The sequence below is a fragment of the Allobosea sp. NPDC055594 genome (assembly GCF_053618995.1).
This window is the reverse complement of record NZ_JBSHIO010000007.1, coordinates 273312-291207: the sequence shown is the minus strand read 5'-3', so window position 1 is coordinate 291207 and position 17896 is coordinate 273312. Positions and strand designations below refer to the sequence as shown.

The 17896-nt window shown below is 63.9% G+C and carries 16 protein-coding genes and 1 tRNA gene; 1 reads left to right on the top strand and 16 read right to left on the bottom strand.

Translation table 11 applies throughout. The features are described 5' to 3' along the window. Nucleotides 1–50: 50 nt before the first annotated feature. The 15 genes from ACWGRX_RS16640 to ACWGRX_RS16570 all read right to left on the bottom strand — a co-directional run bounded on the left by ACWGRX_RS16640 (nt 51) and on the right by ACWGRX_RS16570 (nt 15746). A complete protein-coding gene (locus ACWGRX_RS16640; RefSeq protein WP_452118437.1) occupies nt 51–800 on the bottom strand; it encodes an electron transfer flavoprotein subunit beta/FixA family protein in 750 nt (249 codons plus the stop codon). An 81-nt stretch (nt 801–881) separates the two neighbouring features. After that, nucleotides 882–1934, bottom strand: coding sequence for an MBL fold metallo-hydrolase (locus ACWGRX_RS16635; protein ID WP_452118436.1), 1053 nt, complete (start codon nt 1932–1934; stop codon nt 882–884). Nucleotides 1935–2020: 86 nt separating this feature from the next. Then, nucleotides 2021–2776 (bottom strand): enoyl-CoA hydratase/isomerase family protein, encoded by a 756-nt coding sequence (locus tag ACWGRX_RS16630; protein WP_452118435.1) that lies wholly within the window; start codon nt 2774–2776, stop codon nt 2021–2023. Nucleotides 2777–2793: 17 nt separating this feature from the next. Beyond that, the gene (locus ACWGRX_RS16625; protein ID WP_452118434.1) at nt 2794–3972 is read right to left on the bottom strand and encodes an acyl-CoA dehydrogenase family protein; all 1179 of its coding nucleotides are present in this window, start codon (nt 3970–3972) and stop codon (nt 2794–2796) included. Between the two features lie 96 nt (nt 3973–4068). After that, entirely contained in the window at nt 4069–4830 is a 762-nt protein-coding gene (locus ACWGRX_RS16620; RefSeq protein ID WP_452118433.1) for a glucose 1-dehydrogenase, read from the bottom strand. Nucleotides 4831–4922: 92 nt separating this feature from the next. Further along, a complete protein-coding gene (locus ACWGRX_RS16615) occupies nt 4923–6125 on the bottom strand; it encodes a phenylacetate--CoA ligase family protein (RefSeq protein WP_452118432.1) in 1203 nt (400 codons plus the stop codon). Between the two features lie 95 nt (nt 6126–6220). After that, complete coding sequence (locus ACWGRX_RS16610; RefSeq protein ID WP_452118431.1) at nt 6221–7030, bottom strand: enoyl-CoA hydratase/isomerase family protein; 810 nt, start codon at nt 7028–7030, stop codon at nt 6221–6223. Nucleotides 7031–7186: 156 nt separating this feature from the next. Beyond that, complete coding sequence (locus ACWGRX_RS16605) at nt 7187–7858, bottom strand: TetR/AcrR family transcriptional regulator (protein ID WP_452118430.1); 672 nt, start codon at nt 7856–7858, stop codon at nt 7187–7189. Between the two features lie 171 nt (nt 7859–8029). Then, nucleotides 8030–9382, bottom strand: a complete 1353-nt coding sequence (locus ACWGRX_RS16600; protein ID WP_452118429.1) for an ABC transporter substrate-binding protein — start codon at nt 9380–9382, stop codon at nt 8030–8032. Continuing rightward, on the bottom strand, nt 9315–10133 hold the full coding sequence (locus ACWGRX_RS16595; RefSeq protein WP_452118428.1) for an ABC transporter ATP-binding protein: 819 nt from the start codon (nt 10131–10133) through the stop codon (nt 9315–9317). Before ACWGRX_RS16595 ends, ACWGRX_RS16600 begins: the two co-directional genes overlap by 68 nt. A 7-nt stretch (nt 10134–10140) precedes the next feature. Beyond that, nucleotides 10141–11175, bottom strand: a complete 1035-nt coding sequence (locus tag ACWGRX_RS16590) for a branched-chain amino acid ABC transporter permease (protein WP_452118427.1) — start codon at nt 11173–11175, stop codon at nt 10141–10143. Nucleotides 11176–11217: 42 nt separating this feature from the next. Next, nucleotides 11218–12105 carry a branched-chain amino acid ABC transporter permease gene (locus tag ACWGRX_RS16585; RefSeq protein ID WP_452118426.1) on the bottom strand — a complete coding sequence of 296 codons (888 nt, stop codon included), beginning with the start codon at nt 12103–12105 and terminating at the stop codon, nt 11218–11220. Beyond that, nucleotides 12105–13988 (bottom strand): AMP-dependent synthetase/ligase, encoded by a 1884-nt coding sequence (locus ACWGRX_RS16580; protein WP_452118425.1) that lies wholly within the window; start codon nt 13986–13988, stop codon nt 12105–12107. The genes ACWGRX_RS16585 and ACWGRX_RS16580 overlap by 1 nt, the downstream gene beginning before the upstream one ends. A 31-nt stretch (nt 13989–14019) precedes the next feature. After that, nucleotides 14020–14736, bottom strand: coding sequence for an ABC transporter ATP-binding protein (locus ACWGRX_RS16575; protein ID WP_452118424.1), 717 nt, complete (start codon nt 14734–14736; stop codon nt 14020–14022). A gap of 152 nt (nt 14737–14888) precedes the next feature. Then, nucleotides 14889–15746 (bottom strand): SDR family oxidoreductase, encoded by an 858-nt coding sequence (locus ACWGRX_RS16570; RefSeq protein WP_452118423.1) that lies wholly within the window; start codon nt 15744–15746, stop codon nt 14889–14891. A 396-nt stretch (nt 15747–16142) separates the two neighbouring features. On the opposite strand from ACWGRX_RS16570, the gene ACWGRX_RS16565 reads away from it, so the two are divergent. Next, complete coding sequence (locus tag ACWGRX_RS16565) at nt 16143–17375, top strand: CaiB/BaiF CoA transferase family protein (protein ID WP_452118422.1); 1233 nt, start codon at nt 16143–16145, stop codon at nt 17373–17375. 419 nt (nt 17376–17794) lie between these two features. Here the strand turns inward: ACWGRX_RS16565 and ACWGRX_RS16560 are convergent. Continuing rightward, nucleotides 17795–17871, bottom strand: a tRNA-Arg gene (locus ACWGRX_RS16560). Nucleotides 17872–17896: the final 25 nt, after the last annotated feature.

Here is a 17896-nt window from a genome sequence, read left to right as displayed (position 1 = left end):
CCGCGATAGCGCGTGCCTTCGGCGGGCGCCGGCGACGAAGGGGGCCGGTGCTACAGCACCCCGGCTTCGTTCTTCAGCTTGTCCACCAGTTCGGCGACGGTCTTGACCTTGACCCCTGCATTGCGGCCGCCTGGCTCCTCGGTCTTGAGCACCTCCAGCCGCGGTGACACGTCGGCGCCGAAATCGGCCGGGACCTTCTCCGCGAGCGGCTTCTTCTTCGCCTTCATGATGTTCGGCAGCGAGGCATAGCGCGGCTCGTTGAGCCTGAGATCGACCGTTACGATCGCCGGCATCTTCAGCTCGACCGTCTGCAGGCCGCCGTCGACCTCACGCGTCACCCGGGCACGGTCACCGGCCAGCTCCACCTTCGAGGCGAACGTGCCTTGCGCCCAGCCCAGCAGCGCCGCCAGCATCTGGCCGGTCTGATTGCTGTCATCGTCGATCGCCTGCTTGCCGAGGATCACCAGGCCGGGCTGCTCGAGCTCGACCACACCCTTGAGCACCTTGGCAACGCCGAGCGGCTCGACGACGCCCTCCTCCTTGACCAAGATCGCCCGGTCCGCCCCCATCGCCAGCGCCGTCCGCAGCGTCTCGCTCGACTGTGTCGGGCCGATCGAGACGACGATGACCTCCTCGGCCTTGCCCGCTTCCTTCAGGCGGATTGCCTCTTCCAGCGCGATCTCGTCGAAAGGGTTCATCCCCATCTTGACGTTGGCAAGCTCGACGCCGGAACCGTCCGGCTTGACGCGAACCTTCACGTTCGCGTCGATAACCCGCTTGACCGGCACAACCACTTTCATCGCAGATCTCCAGCTACCGTCACCAGCGCCCCGCGCGGTGATCCGAAACAGTTCAGGGGTCATTCCTCGTCCGACGCTGCCCTAGACCGGATGGAGCCGTCGCTCCCCGCCCTTGTCGTGCCACGCCATCCACCCCTGCCCGACCATGTGGTTGACATGCGCAAGTGCCTCGCTGAAGGCGAAGCACACCTCGTAGCGATCCAGCGGGCGCGTGAACAACACCGGCACGAGCTCCGCCACCGTCTTCGGCCGGCCGCGGCAGGCATCGACGACGAGATCGCAGCGGATGCGATGATGAGCGGCGAGCTCCCGGCAGCGCTGATGGAGGCCGTGGAACGGCAATTGATGCCCGGCCAGCACCAGGGCTCCGGGCGAGACCCGCCGCTCGAGCGCAGCAAGCGTACTCAGATAGAGCCCAAGCGGATCGCCATCCGGCTCCACGGCCCAGACGCTGATATTCGGCGAGATCTTCGCGATGACCTGATCGGAGGCGAGCAGCAGCCCCTCTGCCGCGCAATAGAGCATGACCACTTCGGGCGCATGCCCCTCGCCGACCAGGACCTCGAACCTGCGGGTTCCGATCACCAGCTCGTCGCCCGCGTGCAGTCGCCGGTAGCTGGGCGGCAGCGGCGCCACCGCCCGACAGAATTCGTGCCGATGCTCGGCAACCAGCGGGAGCGCCTCCTCCGCCATGCCATGGCGCCGGTAGAAATCCTGATAGAACGCGGCCTCGAAAGCGCCGGGGTCGAGCGTCATGTTGACCGCGTTGAAATAGCTGCCCTGGCTTGTGAGCAGGGGAATGCCCAGGCGTCCGCACAGCCAGCCGGCGAGCCCGATGTGATCGGGATCATGATGCGTGACGATCAGCCTGGTAAAGGTCCAGCCCGCCAAGGGGCCGGCAAGCAGCGCGTCCCAGGTGCCCCGGGCGGCATCATCGGCGATTCCCGTGTCGACGATCGCCCAGCCGGTATCGTCCGCGATCAGGTAGACGTTGACGTGGTCTAGTCGGAAGGGCAGCGGAATCCGCAGCCACAGGAGGCCCGGGGCGACTTCGCGCACCTCGCCGCCGGGAGGAGGCTCCGGCCACGGGAAGTGAAGCTCGGCGTCCGCAGATGCCATCGCGTTCATTGTCATGTCATCCGCCTGCAAGATCTTTTTTGCCTCCCGACACGTCGCCGACGACGGGGCAGAACCGCCCCGCCATCCTGTCGGCTGTGTCCTCAGCGGAATGACGGCTTCCGGCGCTCGCGAAACGCTGCGATGCCCTCGGCTGCATCATTGCCCTGCAGGTAACGAACCGCAGCCTCGCATTCGAGCTTCATGGCTTCGGCGATCGGCAGGTCGACGCCTTCGCGCGCCAATCGTTTCATCTCCGAGAGGCCGACGCGCGAGCGCTTGGTCAGCTCGCGGCAATATTTCATGGCCTCGCCGTGAAGCTCCTCATCCGGCACGACATAGTTCACGAGCCCGACGCGCTGCGCCTCGTCGGCATCCATCCAGCGGGCGGAATACATCAGGTCCAGCGCGCGCCGCATGCCGATGGCGCGCGGCAACCGCTGGCTTGCGCCCCAGCCCGGCACCAGCCCGAACCGCGCATGCTGGTCGCCGAAGCGCGCGCCCTGCCCGGCGAAACAGACGTCGGCGGCGAGCATCAGCTCGAGCCCGCCCGCCAGGCACAGCCCATGCACCGCCACGACGACAGGCAGAGGACTTGCCTCGATCCGCATCATCGCCGCGTGGCCGAAACCGATGAACCGATCCAGCGCCGCCGGATCGCCCAGCGTTTCCGTGATCTCCTGGAGATCCGCGCCGGTGCAGAAATGTTCGCCCCTCGCGCGTACGAGAACCGCCCTGACCGAACCGTCGGCCTCGAACGCCTCGCACGCCGCGTGGATCACCTGATGCGCCGCCAGCGACAGGCAGTTGAACTTGTCCGGCCGGTTCAGTTCGATGATGCCGACACCGTCGTCGACCATCGTGATGACGGGCGCACTCATTTTGCCGGCGCCTTCTGCTGAGCGTATTGCAGGGCGACGCGGCCGACCTTCTCTCGGGCGATGATCAGCTTTTGGATCTGCGCCGTGCCGTCACCGATCTGCAGGCCGAGCAGATCGTTGTAGCGCTGGTGGAACGGCAAACCGGTCGTATAGGCGAAATGACCGTGCAGCAGCAGGCACTGGTGGATGATCTCGCAGGTGACCTTCGGAACATACCATTTGCACATCGCCGCTTCGGTGGTGTGCTGACGCTGGGCGTCACGCAGCGCCAGCGTGTGGTAGCAGAGCTGCCGCATCATGGTCAGTTGGGTTTCGGCCTCCGCCAGGGGAAAGCTGACGCCCTCATACTGCACGATCGGCGCACCGAACGCCTGGCGCTCCTGAACATAGGCCCAGGTCTCGTCGACGGAAGCCTGGGCCGGGCCCACGCATTCCAGGCCGATGAGCGCGCGGCTGTAGTCGAAGCCGGCCATGATCGTTCCGAATGCGCGATCCTGTTCGGCCATCAAGCATTCGGCGGGAACATGGACGTCATCGAAGAAGATCGAGCCACGCCCGACCGGGCGCGTGCCGATATCGTCGAGATGTGTGCGCGTAATCCCCTGAGACCGCAGGTCGACGAAAAAGGCGCTCACGCCGCGCGAACCGCCGGCGGGATCGCCGGTGCGTGCAAACACCACGGCCGCATCGGCCTGAGTGGCGAAGCTGATCGAGGTCTTCTCGCCATTGAGCCGCCAGCCATTGCCTGACTTCTCGGCACGCAGCTGGAGATTGGCCGCGTCCGAACCGCCGCGCGGCTCGGTCAGGCCAAGCGCCACGATCCGGTCGCCGGCCACGATTTGCGGGATCCACTCGCGCGCGATGTCGGGGGCGGCGTGCTTCGCGACCATGCTGCCCATCAGCGAGGCGAGCAACTGGACATAGCTCATGTTGAAATCGCCATAGGCGATCTCCTCCATGATCAGGCCGGCAGTCACCGAACTGGCACCGAGACCGCCATATTCCTCCGGCAGGTCCACGCCGATCAGGCCCAGAGCGCCCATCTCCTTCATGAGCGGCCAGTCCATCGCGTGCTGCGCCGCGCGCGCGATATAGCCCGCCTGGAGCCTCTCGCGCGCGAACCGGCGCGCCGTCTGGCGGAACTCTTGCTGTTCTTCAGTGTGGAACCCGTCCATCCGTGCCAGCTCCGATGCTCAGTTGGCCAATATACAGATATTCTAACATACGTTAGCTTGAATTACAAGAAATGGAGAGACCTGCGGTCGCGCCGGCTAGCCGTGCATCGTCAGCCCGCCCGACACCGATATGGTCTGGCCGAGAATGAAGGCCGCGTCGTCCGATGCGAGGAAACACACGATCCCGGGATAGTCGCAAGGTTGGCCGATCCGCCGCATCGGGATCGCCCGCTTCATGCCCTCGAGGATCTTGTCGCCGGCATCGCCGCTGCGGAACTCGGCCAGCAAATTCGTGTCGGTCGGGCCAGGGCACACCGTGTTGACGCGGATATTCTTCCGAGCCAGCTCGCGCGCGATGGTCTTCGAGAAGGCAATGACGCCGCCCTTGCAGGCCGAGTAGACCGCTTCGCCGGAGGACCCGACGCGCCCGGCGTCGGAGCTGACATTGACGATGCAGCCGCCGCCATTGGCGATCATGCCGGGCAGCACGGCGTGATGCATGTTGAGCGGCCCGTACAGATTGATGTCGATGACCTTCTTCCAGAACTCGGCATCGGTCTCGAGAAACGGGATGGGACGGTCCCAACCGGCATTGTTGACGAGGATGTCGACCGCGCCTTGCGCCTCGACCTGCTTCAGCGCCGCATCGACGGCGGCACGGTCGGAAATATCGACGCGGTGGGCGGAGGCCCTGCCGCCGGCCTCGACCACCATCCGCGCCGTTTCCTGCCCGCCCGCCGGGTCGAGGTCGAAAATCACCACCTCGGTGCCTTCCGCGCCGAAGCGGCGGCAGATCTCACGACCGATGCCGCCGCTGCCGCCGGTCACGATCGCACGCTTGCCTTCAAGGCCTCTCATGTCAGATCCTCCAGGTTGTTTGTCAGCGACGCATGAAGCTATTTGACTGCGACGCATGTCGGCGATCGGGACCGCCGGCTCCGGTCGCGACGTCAGCCGTCCTTCTCGTTGAGGAGCAGCGGCGCGTTCTCCGGCAGGCTTGCGATGATCGCGGCCGCATCGGCACGGACGCGGGCCAGAGTCTTGAACGTCTCGAGCGCGCTGGCTTTGACCGCGGCGGCATCGGCGCCCTGCTCGAGCACGAGGCCGAGATCGATGACCTCGCGCCCTTCGCGGCGCCGAGCCGTCGCCTGCGCGGCCGCAACACCCGGCGTGGCGATCACCAGCTCCTCGACGACACGCGGGTAGACGAAGATCTCGCGCACCTTCACCGCGGCGCCGACACGGCCCTGCAGCATGGAAAGGCGCGTCACGCTGCCGTCCGGGCCGGCCTCGAGCGCGAATGCGCTGTCCCCTGTTCCGAAGCGGATCATCGGCCAGTTGGCGCTTCGGGTTGTGACGACGACCTCGCCGGTCGTACCCGGCGCCATCGGCAGCCCGGTGGCAGGATCGCAGATCTGCACGATGCAATCGGGGTGGACGGCATAGCCCTCGCCACGGCCATCCTCATAGGCGACGAGGCCGAGATCGGCCGTCGCATAGGCCGCCCAGGTCGTCACCCCATAGGCCGCTTCGATATGCCTGCGTCTTGCCGCCCAGTCGCCCATCTCGCCACCGAGAAAGGCGGTGCGCACGCGCCAGGCCTCGCGGCCATAGCGCGCGATCACCGCATCTGCGAGCGTGATGAAGAAAGCGGTGCTGGCGACGATCGCCGTCGCCCCGAGCTCTGCGAGCACCTGCGCCTGAAGCTCGGAATTGCCGACCCCGCCGGGCACCACCGTGGCACCGACAGCCCGCGCAGCCGCGTCGAAGAGCAGGCCGGCCGGGACAAGATGATAGGACCATGTGTTCAGGACGATGTCGCCGGGACCGGTACCCGCGGCGCGAAACAGCATGTCCAGATTGTGAGCCCCACCATCCGCCAGAGACGGCTCGAAAATTGGCCCCGGCGACACGTAGATGCGCGCCAGCGATAGCGGGTCGGCGGCCAGGAACCCACCGAAAGGAGGATTCGCGCGCTGCAGCGCGACCAGCGTTTCCTTCTTCAGGACAGGCAGGCGCGTCAGATCCTCCAGCGAGGCCAGCGCAGCAGGATCGAAGTCGGCCGCCTCAAAACGCGCCCTCAGCCCCGGCGCCCGCTTCGCCGCCTCCGCATATTCGACGGCGAGCCGTTTCCAGCTTGAAACGTCGCTCATGATCAGACATCCCCGCAGTCGAGAGGAACAGGAAGGCACGCGGGACCGCTCTGGAACGGCCCCGCCGGTCGAAGGAAAGGCAGAGCCTCGCCCGCCTAAAGCGGGCAATCCCTCCGGAAGGATGCCTCGCGCTTCTCGCGCAGCGCTGCGATGCCTTCCTTGACGTCGTCCCCCATGAAGCCGAGCATCTCGAGCGCCGTCGAGGCATCGAATGTCGGCCCAGCCTGACGCAGCCAGTTGTTGAGCGAGTATTTCGTCCAGCGGATTGCGCTCTGCGCACCGGTGGCCAGCGACGTCGCAGTCTCCAGCGCGATCGACTGCAGCTCGTCATCGTCGACGCACATCGAGACCAGCCCGATCCGCTCGGCCTCCTCGCCGCTGACGGCCTTGCCGGTCAAAAGATAATACTTCGCCTTGGCCATACCGCAGAGCAGCGGCCAGATGATCGCTGCCGCATCGCCGGCCGCCACGCCCAGCCGCGGGTGACCGTCGACGATCTTCGCCCGCCTGCCCGCAATCGAAATATCGGCGAGCAGCGCGACCACAAGCCCGGCCCCTGCAGCCGGCCCGTTGATCGCGGACACGATCGGCTTGCTGCAGTTGATGATGTTATAGACGAGGTCCTTTGCCTCACGCCAGGTGCGCATGACGACATCGAAATTGCCGGCGATGCCTTCGAGCAGGTTGAAATCGCCGCCAGCGGAAAATGCTCGGCCCGCGCCGGTCACGATCACGGCGTTCACCTCGGGGTCCCGGCCGATGTCGACCCACAGGTCGGTCATCTGGGCATGCGTCTCGGCATCGACGGAATTGAACGTCTCCGGGCGATTGAAGGTGACGCGAAGCACGCGGTCGGCCGGCTTGTCGAACAGCAGCTTGTCGTATCTTGCGTATGGACCGGCCATGGCTATCCCCTCCCTCGAACCCTTGCGGCGTTCGTCGCCAGCTCAAAAAATTCCGGAAGTTCACGAGCTCGCGCGCACGCGGAATACAGCGGCGCGGAATGCGTCCGGCAATCAATATCTAACATACGTTAGTCTGATTGCAACGACGATTTTCGATCAGGCCGCCGGGATCTTCGCCTTCACGCCCTTGGCGATCACCCCGCCGTTCAAGAACAGCTCGACCGCCAGCTCGCACACTTCCGAAACGCGCATATGGCGTGGATTGTACCATTCCACGACGCGGCTCATGCCTGCGAGGATGAAGGTCACCATGAGCTTCGGATCCTGATCGTCGCGGATGCTGCCTTCCTTCACGCCCTGCTCAAACAGATCGAACCAGATCTGCGCATAAGCGCGGCGCTGCTCGCGGGAGCGGCGCTTCATCGACGGCGGAAGGTGCTCGTAGACCCGCATCAGTGCCGCGGAGCTCGCGTCGTCGACGAGAAAAGTCGCCACATGGGCGCGCATGGCGACGGCGATTTTCGCAAGAGCCGGTGCGTCCGGCCCAAGTTCCGCCACGGCCGAGTTCACGGCACCGGACATCAGGGTGATACTGGCATCCAGGATTTCGTCCAGGATCTGATCCTTGGATCGAAAATGGTAATAGAAGCTGCCAGCCTTGATGCCGACTTCCTCCGCGATTTCGCGGAGATTGCACTCGCTGTACCCCTTCTCGGCGAACATCCGCGCGGTGGTGATGAGAATGGCGCGGCGCGTGACATCGGCCTTGCGCGGCTTTGCGGATCTGCGGACCTTCTGGAGAGGTGCGTCTTGATCGTCGGATTTCATCAACTGCCTTTCAGAAATCGCAGAAATAGAGCGGATATCTGAATCTCCAAACTCTTTCCAACACCATCCGCAACATCTCAACCCAAGATTGTCGGCCACTTTTCATAGCCCGCAATCACTCTGTCTTCGACCACCTGCGCGGCGAGCGAACTCGCCGCGCAGGTGCCTCATTCAATTCTGCTCAGCCTTGAACTTGCTCGAATATTCGCGCACGACGCCCCAGATCACGTCGTCATAGGCGCTCAGCCACTCGGTTTGAGGAACCCACTGCTGGCCATCCCACATCTCGATGCGCGTCTTGCCGCCACCGCCATGATCCTTGGCGGTGATGGTGATCGGCGCGAACAGCCCGTTGGCATCGAAATCCTTGATGCTCTCGAGACCGGCCTTCATCGTCTCAGGCGTGAATTTGCTATCGTGTTTCTTCAGAGCCTGCCTGGCACCTTCGAACACGAGCGAGTAAATCGCCAGTCCGGTGTTGTAGTAGACGTTCTCGACCAGCTTGCGGTCGCCGGAGCCGAGGCTCTTGTCGTAGAGGGTCGTGATAATCTCCTGAATGAGCGGGCTTTTCTGGCCACCGGCCACATTGGTGCCGCGCCTGACGCCCTTCGCCGCATCGAGGCCGATGCTGGCGAGATCCGCCTCGTTCAGCCAGTTGCTGGAGAGGTATTTGGAGGTCGGGATGCCGTTGCGCTTCATCTCACGCGCGGCCACGACCTGCTGGTTGGCGAAGATCCAGCCGAGGATCCAGTCAGGGTTGGCGCGTCGAACCTGAGTCCATACCGCGCTCTGGTCGGAACCCGGCGGCGGGACTGGGAAGAGCTGGAGCTCGAAACCTTCCAGCTTTGCCAGCGTCTGCAGCACCCGGATCGGCTCCTGGCCGAATGCGGTATCGAGGTAGACGAGAGCGATCTTCTTGCCGGCGAGCTTTCCGCCGCTCTGCTTCTTGATGTAGTCGATGTCGTTGGCGGCCTGGCCCCAATAGGTCGGCCCAAGGGGATAGATGGTCTTGAAGACCTCGCCATCGATCGCGTCACCCCGCCCGGCCATCGCCGTGACATGGATATTCCCGTCCTTCGCCGTCCGCGGCATCATCGCATTGGAAACCGGGCTCGACAGGAAGTCGAAAACGAAGACGCCCTCTCGCTTCAGGCGCTCATAGCACTCGATGCCGCGCTGCGGCTCGTTGCCATGGTCCTGCAACACGATCTTGACCGGGCGCCCCTCGATGCCACCCTTGAGATTCTGGAGCGCGGCCAGGTCCTGGGCGGCCTGCGCAATATGCGGGCTCAGGAAAGTGTACGCCTTGGTGAGATCGTAACACAATCCGAACTTGAGCGGCTCCTGCGCGCTCGCTGCCGCACTGGAAAGCAGCCCGAACAGCGCCGCGCCCAAACCGGCCCTAACATGCATTGAAAGTTTCATTACAGCCTCCCTGAAGTTATCATGAGTTTTATTAAGAAAGCCACCGCTTCCTTCGGCGATAATGCTTGATTTCGTGAAAGTTCTTCGCCTGCCCCCCACCGAGATAGAACTCTTGGATATCCGAATTTTCTTTCAGCGCCTGCGCGGTATCGTGCATGACGATGCGGCCTTGCTCGATCAGGTAGCCGTGGCTGACCACCTCGAGCGCCGCCATCGCGTTCTGCTCCACCAGAAGCACTGACAGCCCGTTTTCGCGATTGATGCGCTGGATGATCCCGAAGATCTCGGCGACGAGCAGCGGCGCGAGACCGAGGCTGGGCTCGTCCAGCATCAGCAGCTTGGGCCGCGTCATCAGCGCCCGGCCGATCGCCAGCATCTGCTGCTCTCCGCCGGAGAGGTATCCCGCTTTCGACTTCCTGCGCTGTGCGATCCGCGGAAAGTAGTCGTAGATGCGGTCCCGCTCGCGATTCACTTCGGCGCGCGACAGCTTCATCGGCGCGGCCGCTTCCAGATTCTCGTCGGGCGTCAGGTGCTCGAAGACCCGGCGCCCTTCGATCACGTGGCAGATGCCAAGGCCGACCCGCGAATCCGGCGCCGCATCGCGGATCGGCTCGCCATCGAATTCGATATGGCCGCGCGTGATCTTGCCGCGCTCCGGCGCGAGCAACCCGCTCACGCTCTTCAACGTCGTGCTCTTGCCGGCACCGTTCGCGCCGAGGAGAGCTACGATGCCGCCCCGCGGCACCTGAAGCGATATGCCCCTTACGGCGACTATGACCGAATCGTAGACGACCTCGATGCTGTTCAAGGAAAGTATATTTTTGGTATTAGATTGAGATTTCTCAGTCATGGCGGCGTCACTTTCTGACCTGATTGAACGGCCAAACCATGAAATAATCTCGAATATTATTATATATCTTTCCGAGACCAAGCGGCTCGACGAGCAGGAAGATGACGATCAGCGCGCCGTAAGTGGCGCTTGGGATGTGGGCCATCGCCTCGGCGCTCGGGACGATGTCGAACAGCCTGAGCAGACTAGGGACAAGGTCGTTGAGCAGGACCGGCGCCAACAGAATGAGCGCGACGCCGAGATAGGTGCCGATGATGTGCGCAAGACCGCCGACGATCACCATCGCCAGCACCTGGATCGAGACATTGACGCCAAACTGTTCCGGCGTGGCCAGATAGTAGAAGGTCGCGACGAGGATCGCGCCGCTGACCCCGGCGATGAAGGACGAGGTCGCGAACGCCACCAGCTTGTAGACGAAGCTGTTCACGCCGAGGATGGCGGCGGCGTAGTCCTTCTCGCGGACGGCGATCAGCGCACGGCCGAGACCGGTGCGGCGCATGTTGATGACGAAGAGCGTAACGAGCAGGCACCAGGCGAGCGCAACGTAGTAGAGCGCCGCATCCGACGTGACCGGCTGGCCGAGCAAGCGCAACTGCGGAGCCTGAAGCACGCCATGGCTGCCTCCGGTCACCGCCGGCACATGCGACAGGATCCAGTCCATGACGAACTGCATCGCCAGCGTTGTCAGCGCAAGATAGAGCCCCTTGACCTTCAGCGCGGCGAAAGCGAACAGGCTGCCGATCAACGCCGCACTGACGCCGGCGATGAGGAAGGCGACCTCCCACGGAATCCCGAAGCGGGCGGCATGGACCGCAGAATAGGCACCGACCGCCATCACCGCGGCATAGCCGAGATGCAGCTGTCCGGCCCAGCCGGTGACGAGATTCAGTCCGAGCGCCGCAGCGGTCCAGATCAGCCACGGCAGTACATAACTCTTCAGGTGGATATCACTGAGATAAAGCGGAGCGGCGAGCGCCAGCAAGAACAGTGCAATGGCAGTATATTTGTCGGCTGGGATCTTGAGCACGCGGGTGTCGGCCACGTAGCTCGTCTGCTGAAGACCGGCTTGTCTGTAGAACATGGCTCAGAGTCTTTCGATGTCGTGTCGGCCGAAAATGCCATGCGGACGGATCAGGATGGTCAGGATGAGAATCGCCGCCATGATCAGGTCCCGGCTGCCGCCACCGACCAGCGGGTCGAGCAGCGCCGATCCGACAGCCTCGAGCACGCCGATCAGCAGCCCGGCGACGAGCGCGCCCGGCAGGCTGTCGAGCCCGCCGAGAACCGCGACGGTCAGGCCCTTCAGGAGCAGCAGCGAGAGCCCCTGATCCACGCCCTGGATCTCGCCCCAGATGACGCCGGCGGCGACCGACGTCACCGAGGCCAGGCCCCAGGAGAGCGCGATGCCGCGTTCGACCGAGATGCCCACCGACCACGAGGCCGTGTAGTCGTCGGAGATCGCCCGCAACCGCACGCCCAAACGAGTACGGAAGAAGATCAGAAAGGCGACCAGAAGAACCACGGCGACAGCCGCTCCCCAAAGATGGATGCGGCTGAGGAGGAGCGGTCCGACGAGCAATGGATCATAGCTGACGCCGAGCCCCATCGGACGCGCCGTAGCCCCCCAGATCGCCATTGTGGTGCTTCGGATGACGATTTCGAGCCCGAGCGTCATCATCAGGATCATGATGACGGGCCGTCCGGCGAGCCTTCGCAGCGTCAGCCGCTCCAGCGCAAGCCCGAAGAAGAACATCACGACCATCGCCAGCGGGATTGCCGCCCACAAGGGCAGCCCCAGCTGGGAGGTGAATGCCAGCGTGATGTAGCCGCCGAGCATGATCAGCGCGCCATGCGCCAAGCTCGGCACGGATGAAGACTTGTAGACCAGAACCAGACCAACGGCGACGAGCGAATAGAGGAGCCCTGTAGCCGCGCCGTTGATGACCAGTTCTGTAAGCAGGAGCGCGTCCATTATACCCCCCAGATGCGCACGGTGCGCTCCACTGTGCCGGATTGACCATTTTCGTAGCTGACGGTGGCGCTGATCCGCACATCGGAATCGCCGCTGTAGAGCGCATCAATGACCGGCTCGTACCGACTTTCGACCACGTTGCGGCGCAGCTTCCTTGTTCTGGTGATCTCGCCGTCGTCGGGGTCGAACTCCTTGTGGAGACTGACGAAACGCACGACGCGCAGCGCCTGCGGAAGGACGTTGTTCACGCGCCGGACGGCGTTTTGGAGCAACTCGGCCACTTCGGGGCGCTGAGATAGGTCGGCATAGGACGCGTAGGGAATGCTGTTGACCTCGGCCCAATGGCCGACCGCCTCGAAATCGATCGACAGGATCGCCACCAGATGGTCCCGCCCCGCGCCGATGACGGCGACATCCTTGATGTAGGAGCTGAACTTCAAGCGGTTCTCGATGTAGTTCGGCACGTAGCGGGTTCCGCCGGCCGTATGCACCACCTCGGCGATGCGCCCGAGCACGACGAGCTGCCCGTCCGCCTCGAGATAGCCGGCATCGCCCGTGCGCAGCCATCCATCCACCAGGGTGGTGGCCGTCGCGTCCGGATTGTTGAAATAGCCGGAGAACACGCTCGCGGCCCTGACCATGATCTCGCCATCCGCGGAGGTGGTGATCTCGACGCCGGGAAGCGGCCGTCCGACCGTGTGCAGCATCACCTCATCCGGCGACTGGGTCGCGGTGATGAAGCTGTTCTCGGTCTGGCCATAGAGCTGGCGCAGCTTGATGCCGAGCGCGCGGTAGAAGACGAACGTGTCCTCGCCGATCGCCTCGCCGCCGGTGAAGGCATTGCGCAGGCGGGTGAGGCCGAACTGGTCCTTGATCGGCCCGTAGGCGACGAGTTCGCCGATCGGTCGCCACAACCATTCAAGCCGCGAGGCAGGCTCCCCCTTCAGCTTGCGCTGCTCGCTCGCGATCGCGAGATCCATGAACTGCTGATAGATCCAGCGCTTGAAGCGGGTCGAGCTCTCCAGCCCCACCTGGATCGTCGTCAGCATGTTGTCCCAGTTGCGCGGTGGCGCCAGGAAGAATGTCGGGGCGACATCACGCACATCGCGCAGCATGGTTTCCTGCCGCTCGGGGATGTTGATCGTGAAGCGGCTGCAGATGGCGCCTGCCATCGACAGCGCGTAGTCGCCGGCCCAGGCGATCGGCAGATACGCCATCGCCTCCTCGCCCTCCTGAAAAACGCCCCCCGCGAGCGCGTTGCGGCTGGCCGCGAGATAATTGCGATGACTGATGGTGATGCCTTTCGGCTTCCCCGTCGTTCCCGAGGAATGCAGGAAGATCGCCGCGTCGTCGGGTACGCTCCGCTCCAGGATCTGCTGACGAAGGCGGGGGTCGGCGCGAAGTCTTTCGGCCCCCTTGTCCAGCAGAGCCTGCCACGAGATCAGGCCAGGCGCCGTGTAGCCGCCAAAGCCGCGCTCATCGCAGTAGATGATAGTTTCGATCTGGGCGCCGGCAGCGCGCAGCTCCAGCACCTTGTCGACATGCTCCTGGTCCTCGGCCAGGGCGACGGTCAGATTGACCTCGCTGACGAAGTGGCGGAGTTCGTCGGTCGTTGCGCCCGAATAGGCCGGCATCGCGTAGCCACCCAAAGCGGCGATCGCCAGCATGCCGCAATAGAGCGAGCTGCGGTTGTCGCCGAGGACGAGCATGGCGTCGCGCGACTTGATGCCGAGCATCTCGAGCCCCGCGGCCGCCGACAGCATCGCGTCGGCATACTGGCTCCAGGTGATCTCGTGCCAGATGCCGCGCTCTTTCTCGCGGATGGCTGGCTGGGCGCCATGCGTCGCAGCATTGCGGACGAGCTGCTTGATCAGCGTGTCCACGCCGTCGTTTCCGTTTGGAGCCAGCTTTGGATCAGTCGGCATAGCGGTCACCCAGATAGGCCTTCACCACGCGCGGGTCCTTGATGACGACGCTCGGCACACCGCTCGCGATCATCTCGCCGTAGTTGAGCGCAAGCATCCGGTCGCAAATGCCCAGGATCACATCCATGTGGTGTTCGATGATCAGCACGGTCACATTGCGCTCGGCGCGCGCATCGAGGATGAAGCGCGCCATGTATTCCTTCTCTTCCTGGTTCATGCCGGCCATCGGCTCGTCCAGGATCAGCAGGTCCGGTTGGGCGACCAGCGCGCGCGCCAGCTCGACGCGCTTCTTCAGCCCGATCGGAATCCGGTCGACCGCCTCGTGGCGGATGCTCTCGAGCTGGAGGAACTCGATCACCTCTTCGGCGATCTCGCGATTGGCCACCTCGCTGGGCCGGGCAAGCCACCAGTAGAGCGCCGTGCGCAGCACGCCGGACTGGAGATGGATGTGCCGCCCGAGCAAAATGTTTTCGAGAACGCTCAGGCCATTGAACAGCGCCAGATTCTGGAAGGTGCGGGCGACGCCCAGCCTGGCGACCTCGTGCGGGGCCATTCCTGCGATCGGCTTGCCCTTCAGCGATATGGTGCCCTTGGTCGGCGGATAGAATCCGGTGATCGCATTGGTCAGCGTGGTCTTGCCGCTTCCATTCGGGCCCACCAGGCCGAAAATCTCGCCCCGGCCTATCTCCAGGTCGACGCCGGACACGGCGATGACACCTCCGAACCGGCGCTCGATCCCGACGCATTCAAGTATCGGATCCCGCGTCCCTGCGGACGCGGCAATGCCGCTCGCACTGATATCTTGGTGCATATTGTTCCACGCAGCCTGAAAGCGGATCGGAAGAGCCGAGTAGGTCCTTATGGGATCCTGAAATACTCAGGACGACCTGTCGGCCAAGGATCTCCCCAAAGCTGCTGGCCACCATCGACCGTCAATACTTCGCCGGTTATGAATTTTCCCGATCCGGCGGAGATGTAAGCCACCGCCTCGGCGATATCCCATTCATCTCCGGCTCGAAGCATCGGATTAGATTCCTGGAAGGTCGCCGCGCCCTCGGCAGTGTAGCGACTGAAGCCGTTGCTCTCGCAGCAGCCGGGCGCCACGCAATTGACCCGGATATTCGACGGTGCCCATTCGACTGCTACCGTCTTCGACAGATAGACGACACCGGCTCGCGCCGCACAAGTGTGCGCCACGCCCGGCATGCCTCGCCAGATATCGGCAACGATGTTGACGATCGAGCCAGGCTGCCCGTCGGCCATCCAGGTCCGGGCCGCCGCCTGCATCATCCACCATGTTCCATTGAGATTGGTGTCGATGACGGCGTTCCAGCCATTGCGGGAAAAGTCTATCGCCGCCTGCGGAAACTGGCCGCCGGCATTGTTGACCAGCACATCGATCCGGCCGAACTCGGCGCGAACCGCAGCGATGAACGCGTCGACCTCATCGGGAACGCGGATATTGGTCGGGCGCGCCAAGACTTTTCCGCCGAAACTACGCAGAAATTCCGCAGTCGCAGCCAATCGCTCCTCGTTCCGGCCGCAGATGGCGACCGACGCCCCCAATCGCGCGAAGAGCGTGGCGATAGCACGCCCCAGCCCCGTGCCAGCCCCTGAAACGACTGCGACGCGCCCCTCGAACAACCCCGGCGCAAAGACCGTGGCCGCATCGCGCAAATCAGCTTCGTCAAATCCGAATCGATTCTCGACCGTCATTGGGCGCCTCCCGTCAGGCATTGCTGTGTTCGTCTTTTTCTAAATTCTGCCTAACATATGGTAGATTTATTGGCAAGCCGATTCACCCGCCGCCGCGCGACCCGGCTTTCGGTGCAAGGCTTGCGAGCCTTTCCCAGCGCGATCCTGAGGAGGATCCGGCTCACCGGACGGCCGAATCGAAATCCGGCGCCTCGGCTGCCTAGCCCCGCCGCCTCCCCTATTGACAGCCGGCTGCAGCCTCAATATTCAAACAAACGTTAGACTATTTACGGCGATCCGAATCGCCCTCCTGCGTGGCATCGGCACTCGCCCGATCGATGGCAGCCGACACGCAGAGCGTCGGGAAACCGCGAAGCTGGCAACGCGGCTGTCGTACGCTTGTTGAAAGATTGGCCGATGCAGCGCGATTCCTCCTGCTCCACTGACAACCGGGAACCCTCGGCGCGGCTGGAGGCTCGTGGACTATCGGGCCTGCGCGTTCTCGATCTGGGACGCTACATCGCAGCACCGCTTTGCGCCGCAATGCTCGGCGACCAGGGCGCCGAGGTCATCAGGATCGAGTCGCCGGAGGGCGCTGCGGACCGGGAGGTCATGCCGGTGGGCATCGATGGCCGCGGCAGTCTCTATCTTCAGATGAACCGCAACAAGAAGTCGTTGACGCTCGACTTCTCACAGCCGAGCGGCAGGCGGATCCTCGACCGGTTGATCGCAGCCAGCGATGTCGTTGTCGTCAACCTGCCGCACAGGCCCCTTGTCAAGCTCGGCCTCGACTATGAGAGCCTGCGGCAGCTCAATCCCGAGATCATTCTCACCACCGTCTCGGCCTTCGCCTATTCCGGCAACCAGCGGGACCGCGTCGGCTTCGACGGGATGGGACAGGCGCTGAGCGGCGCGATGTACCTTTCCGGCACCGGCGAACGCCCCATGCGGGCCGCGGTGTCCTATGTCGACTACGCCACTGGTGCGTCGGCCGCCTTCGCGACGGCCGCCGCTCTTTTCGACCGCGCCATCACCGGCAGGGGCCAGCATGTCGAATGCAGCCTGATGGGAACGGCCCTGACGATGATGAATCCGATCCTCGTCGAGGAAGCAACCGGAGCGCGCCGCAGGACGGCGACGGCCAATCGTAGCCCCATTGCCGGCCCTTCGGACCTGTTCAAGGCGCAGGACGGCTGGATCATGGTTCAGGTAATCGGCAAACAGATGTTCGAGCGCTGGACCGAACTGGTCGGCCGTCCTGAACTCGCAGCGGATCCGCGCTTCCTCACCGATATCGACCGAGGCGAGAACGGCGAGGTTCTCAGCACTATCATGGGACAATGGTGCGCGGAGCGCACGCTCACCGCGTGCCTCGAGGCAACCGAAGCTGCCCGGATACCGGCCTGCCCGATTCTCACGCCGGCACAGGCTCTCGCCGCCGAAAGCGCATCGGATTATTTCGAGCTGATGCCTTTCGACGGAGCGCCGGTGTCGCTGCCGATCGCCACTGCGAACATCCGCACGCGCGCGTTTTCAGCTTTCGGGATCAAGCCGGCGCCGCGGCTCGGGGCAGATACCGACATGATTCTTCAAGGGCTGGACATCGGTCCGGACGACATCGAAGCCCTGAGGCGACAAGGGGTCGTCTGACCGCTGGACACAGGCTGCGGCGCTTGCCGGCATCGCGGGGCTCCATCGCCCTGAACCGCTTCCTGCGAAGCCCGGGCCTTGCAAGATCCAATCGACGACAAGTCCCTGCATGCCGCAGAGGCCGAAGGGGCCGCACCGTGCCCGCTTGATCAGGCGAGCCGGATTTTCCGTCCGCCAGCACCGAACGCTTTGGCTCCAGGACTTCGCCCATATTCTCGCCCGGCCAGGCCTCGCCTACATCGCCTTCGTCAGCCACCCCTGCGCCCCGTTTGGAGATGTGACAGCCGGAAAGCCCAGAAGCGTTCGGGAACACGGGAAACAAAAAGCCCGCCTGAAGAGGCGGGCTGCGTCTTAGCTGATGAACCTGAAAATATGGCTTAATGTCCGCTACCGAGCCGAAAAACCCAGTCAAACAGTAATGGCGCGCCCGAAAGGATTCGAACCTCTGACCCTCAGATTCGTAGTCTGATGCTCTATCCAGCTGAGCTACGGGCGCGTGGCAACGGAACGGAACGGCGGGA

What these genes read in the sequence shown, in the direction of transcription:
- ACWGRX_RS16640 (WP_452118437.1), bottom strand. Translation starts at nt 800, where the DNA reads ATGAAAGTGGTTGTGCCGGTCAAGCGGGTTATCGACGCGAACGTGAAG.
- ACWGRX_RS16635 (WP_452118436.1), bottom strand. Translation starts at nt 1,934, where the DNA reads ATGACAATGAACGCGATGGCATCTGCGGACGCCGAGCTTCACTTCCCG.
- ACWGRX_RS16630 (WP_452118435.1), bottom strand. Translation starts at nt 2,776, where the DNA reads ATGGTCGACGACGGTGTCGGCATCATCGAACTGAACCGGCCGGACAAG.
- ACWGRX_RS16625 (WP_452118434.1), bottom strand. Translation starts at nt 3,972, where the DNA reads ATGGACGGGTTCCACACTGAAGAACAGCAAGAGTTCCGCCAGACGGCG.
- ACWGRX_RS16620 (WP_452118433.1), bottom strand. Translation starts at nt 4,830, where the DNA reads ATGAGAGGCCTTGAAGGCAAGCGTGCGATCGTGACCGGCGGCAGCGGC.
- ACWGRX_RS16615 (WP_452118432.1), bottom strand. Translation starts at nt 6,125, where the DNA reads ATGAGCGACGTTTCAAGCTGGAAACGGCTCGCCGTCGAATATGCGGAG.
- ACWGRX_RS16610 (WP_452118431.1), bottom strand. Translation starts at nt 7,030, where the DNA reads ATGGCCGGTCCATACGCAAGATACGACAAGCTGCTGTTCGACAAGCCG.
- ACWGRX_RS16605 (WP_452118430.1), bottom strand. Translation starts at nt 7,858, where the DNA reads ATGAAATCCGACGATCAAGACGCACCTCTCCAGAAGGTCCGCAGATCC.
- ACWGRX_RS16595 (WP_452118428.1), bottom strand. Translation starts at nt 10,133, where the DNA reads ATGACTGAGAAATCTCAATCTAATACCAAAAATATACTTTCCTTGAAC.
- ACWGRX_RS16585 (WP_452118426.1), bottom strand. Translation starts at nt 12,105, where the DNA reads ATGGACGCGCTCCTGCTTACAGAACTGGTCATCAACGGCGCGGCTACA.
- ACWGRX_RS16570 (WP_452118423.1), bottom strand. Translation starts at nt 15,746, where the DNA reads ATGACGGTCGAGAATCGATTCGGATTTGACGAAGCTGATTTGCGCGAT.
- ACWGRX_RS16565 (WP_452118422.1), top strand. Translation starts at nt 16,143, where the DNA reads ATGCAGCGCGATTCCTCCTGCTCCACTGACAACCGGGAACCCTCGGCG.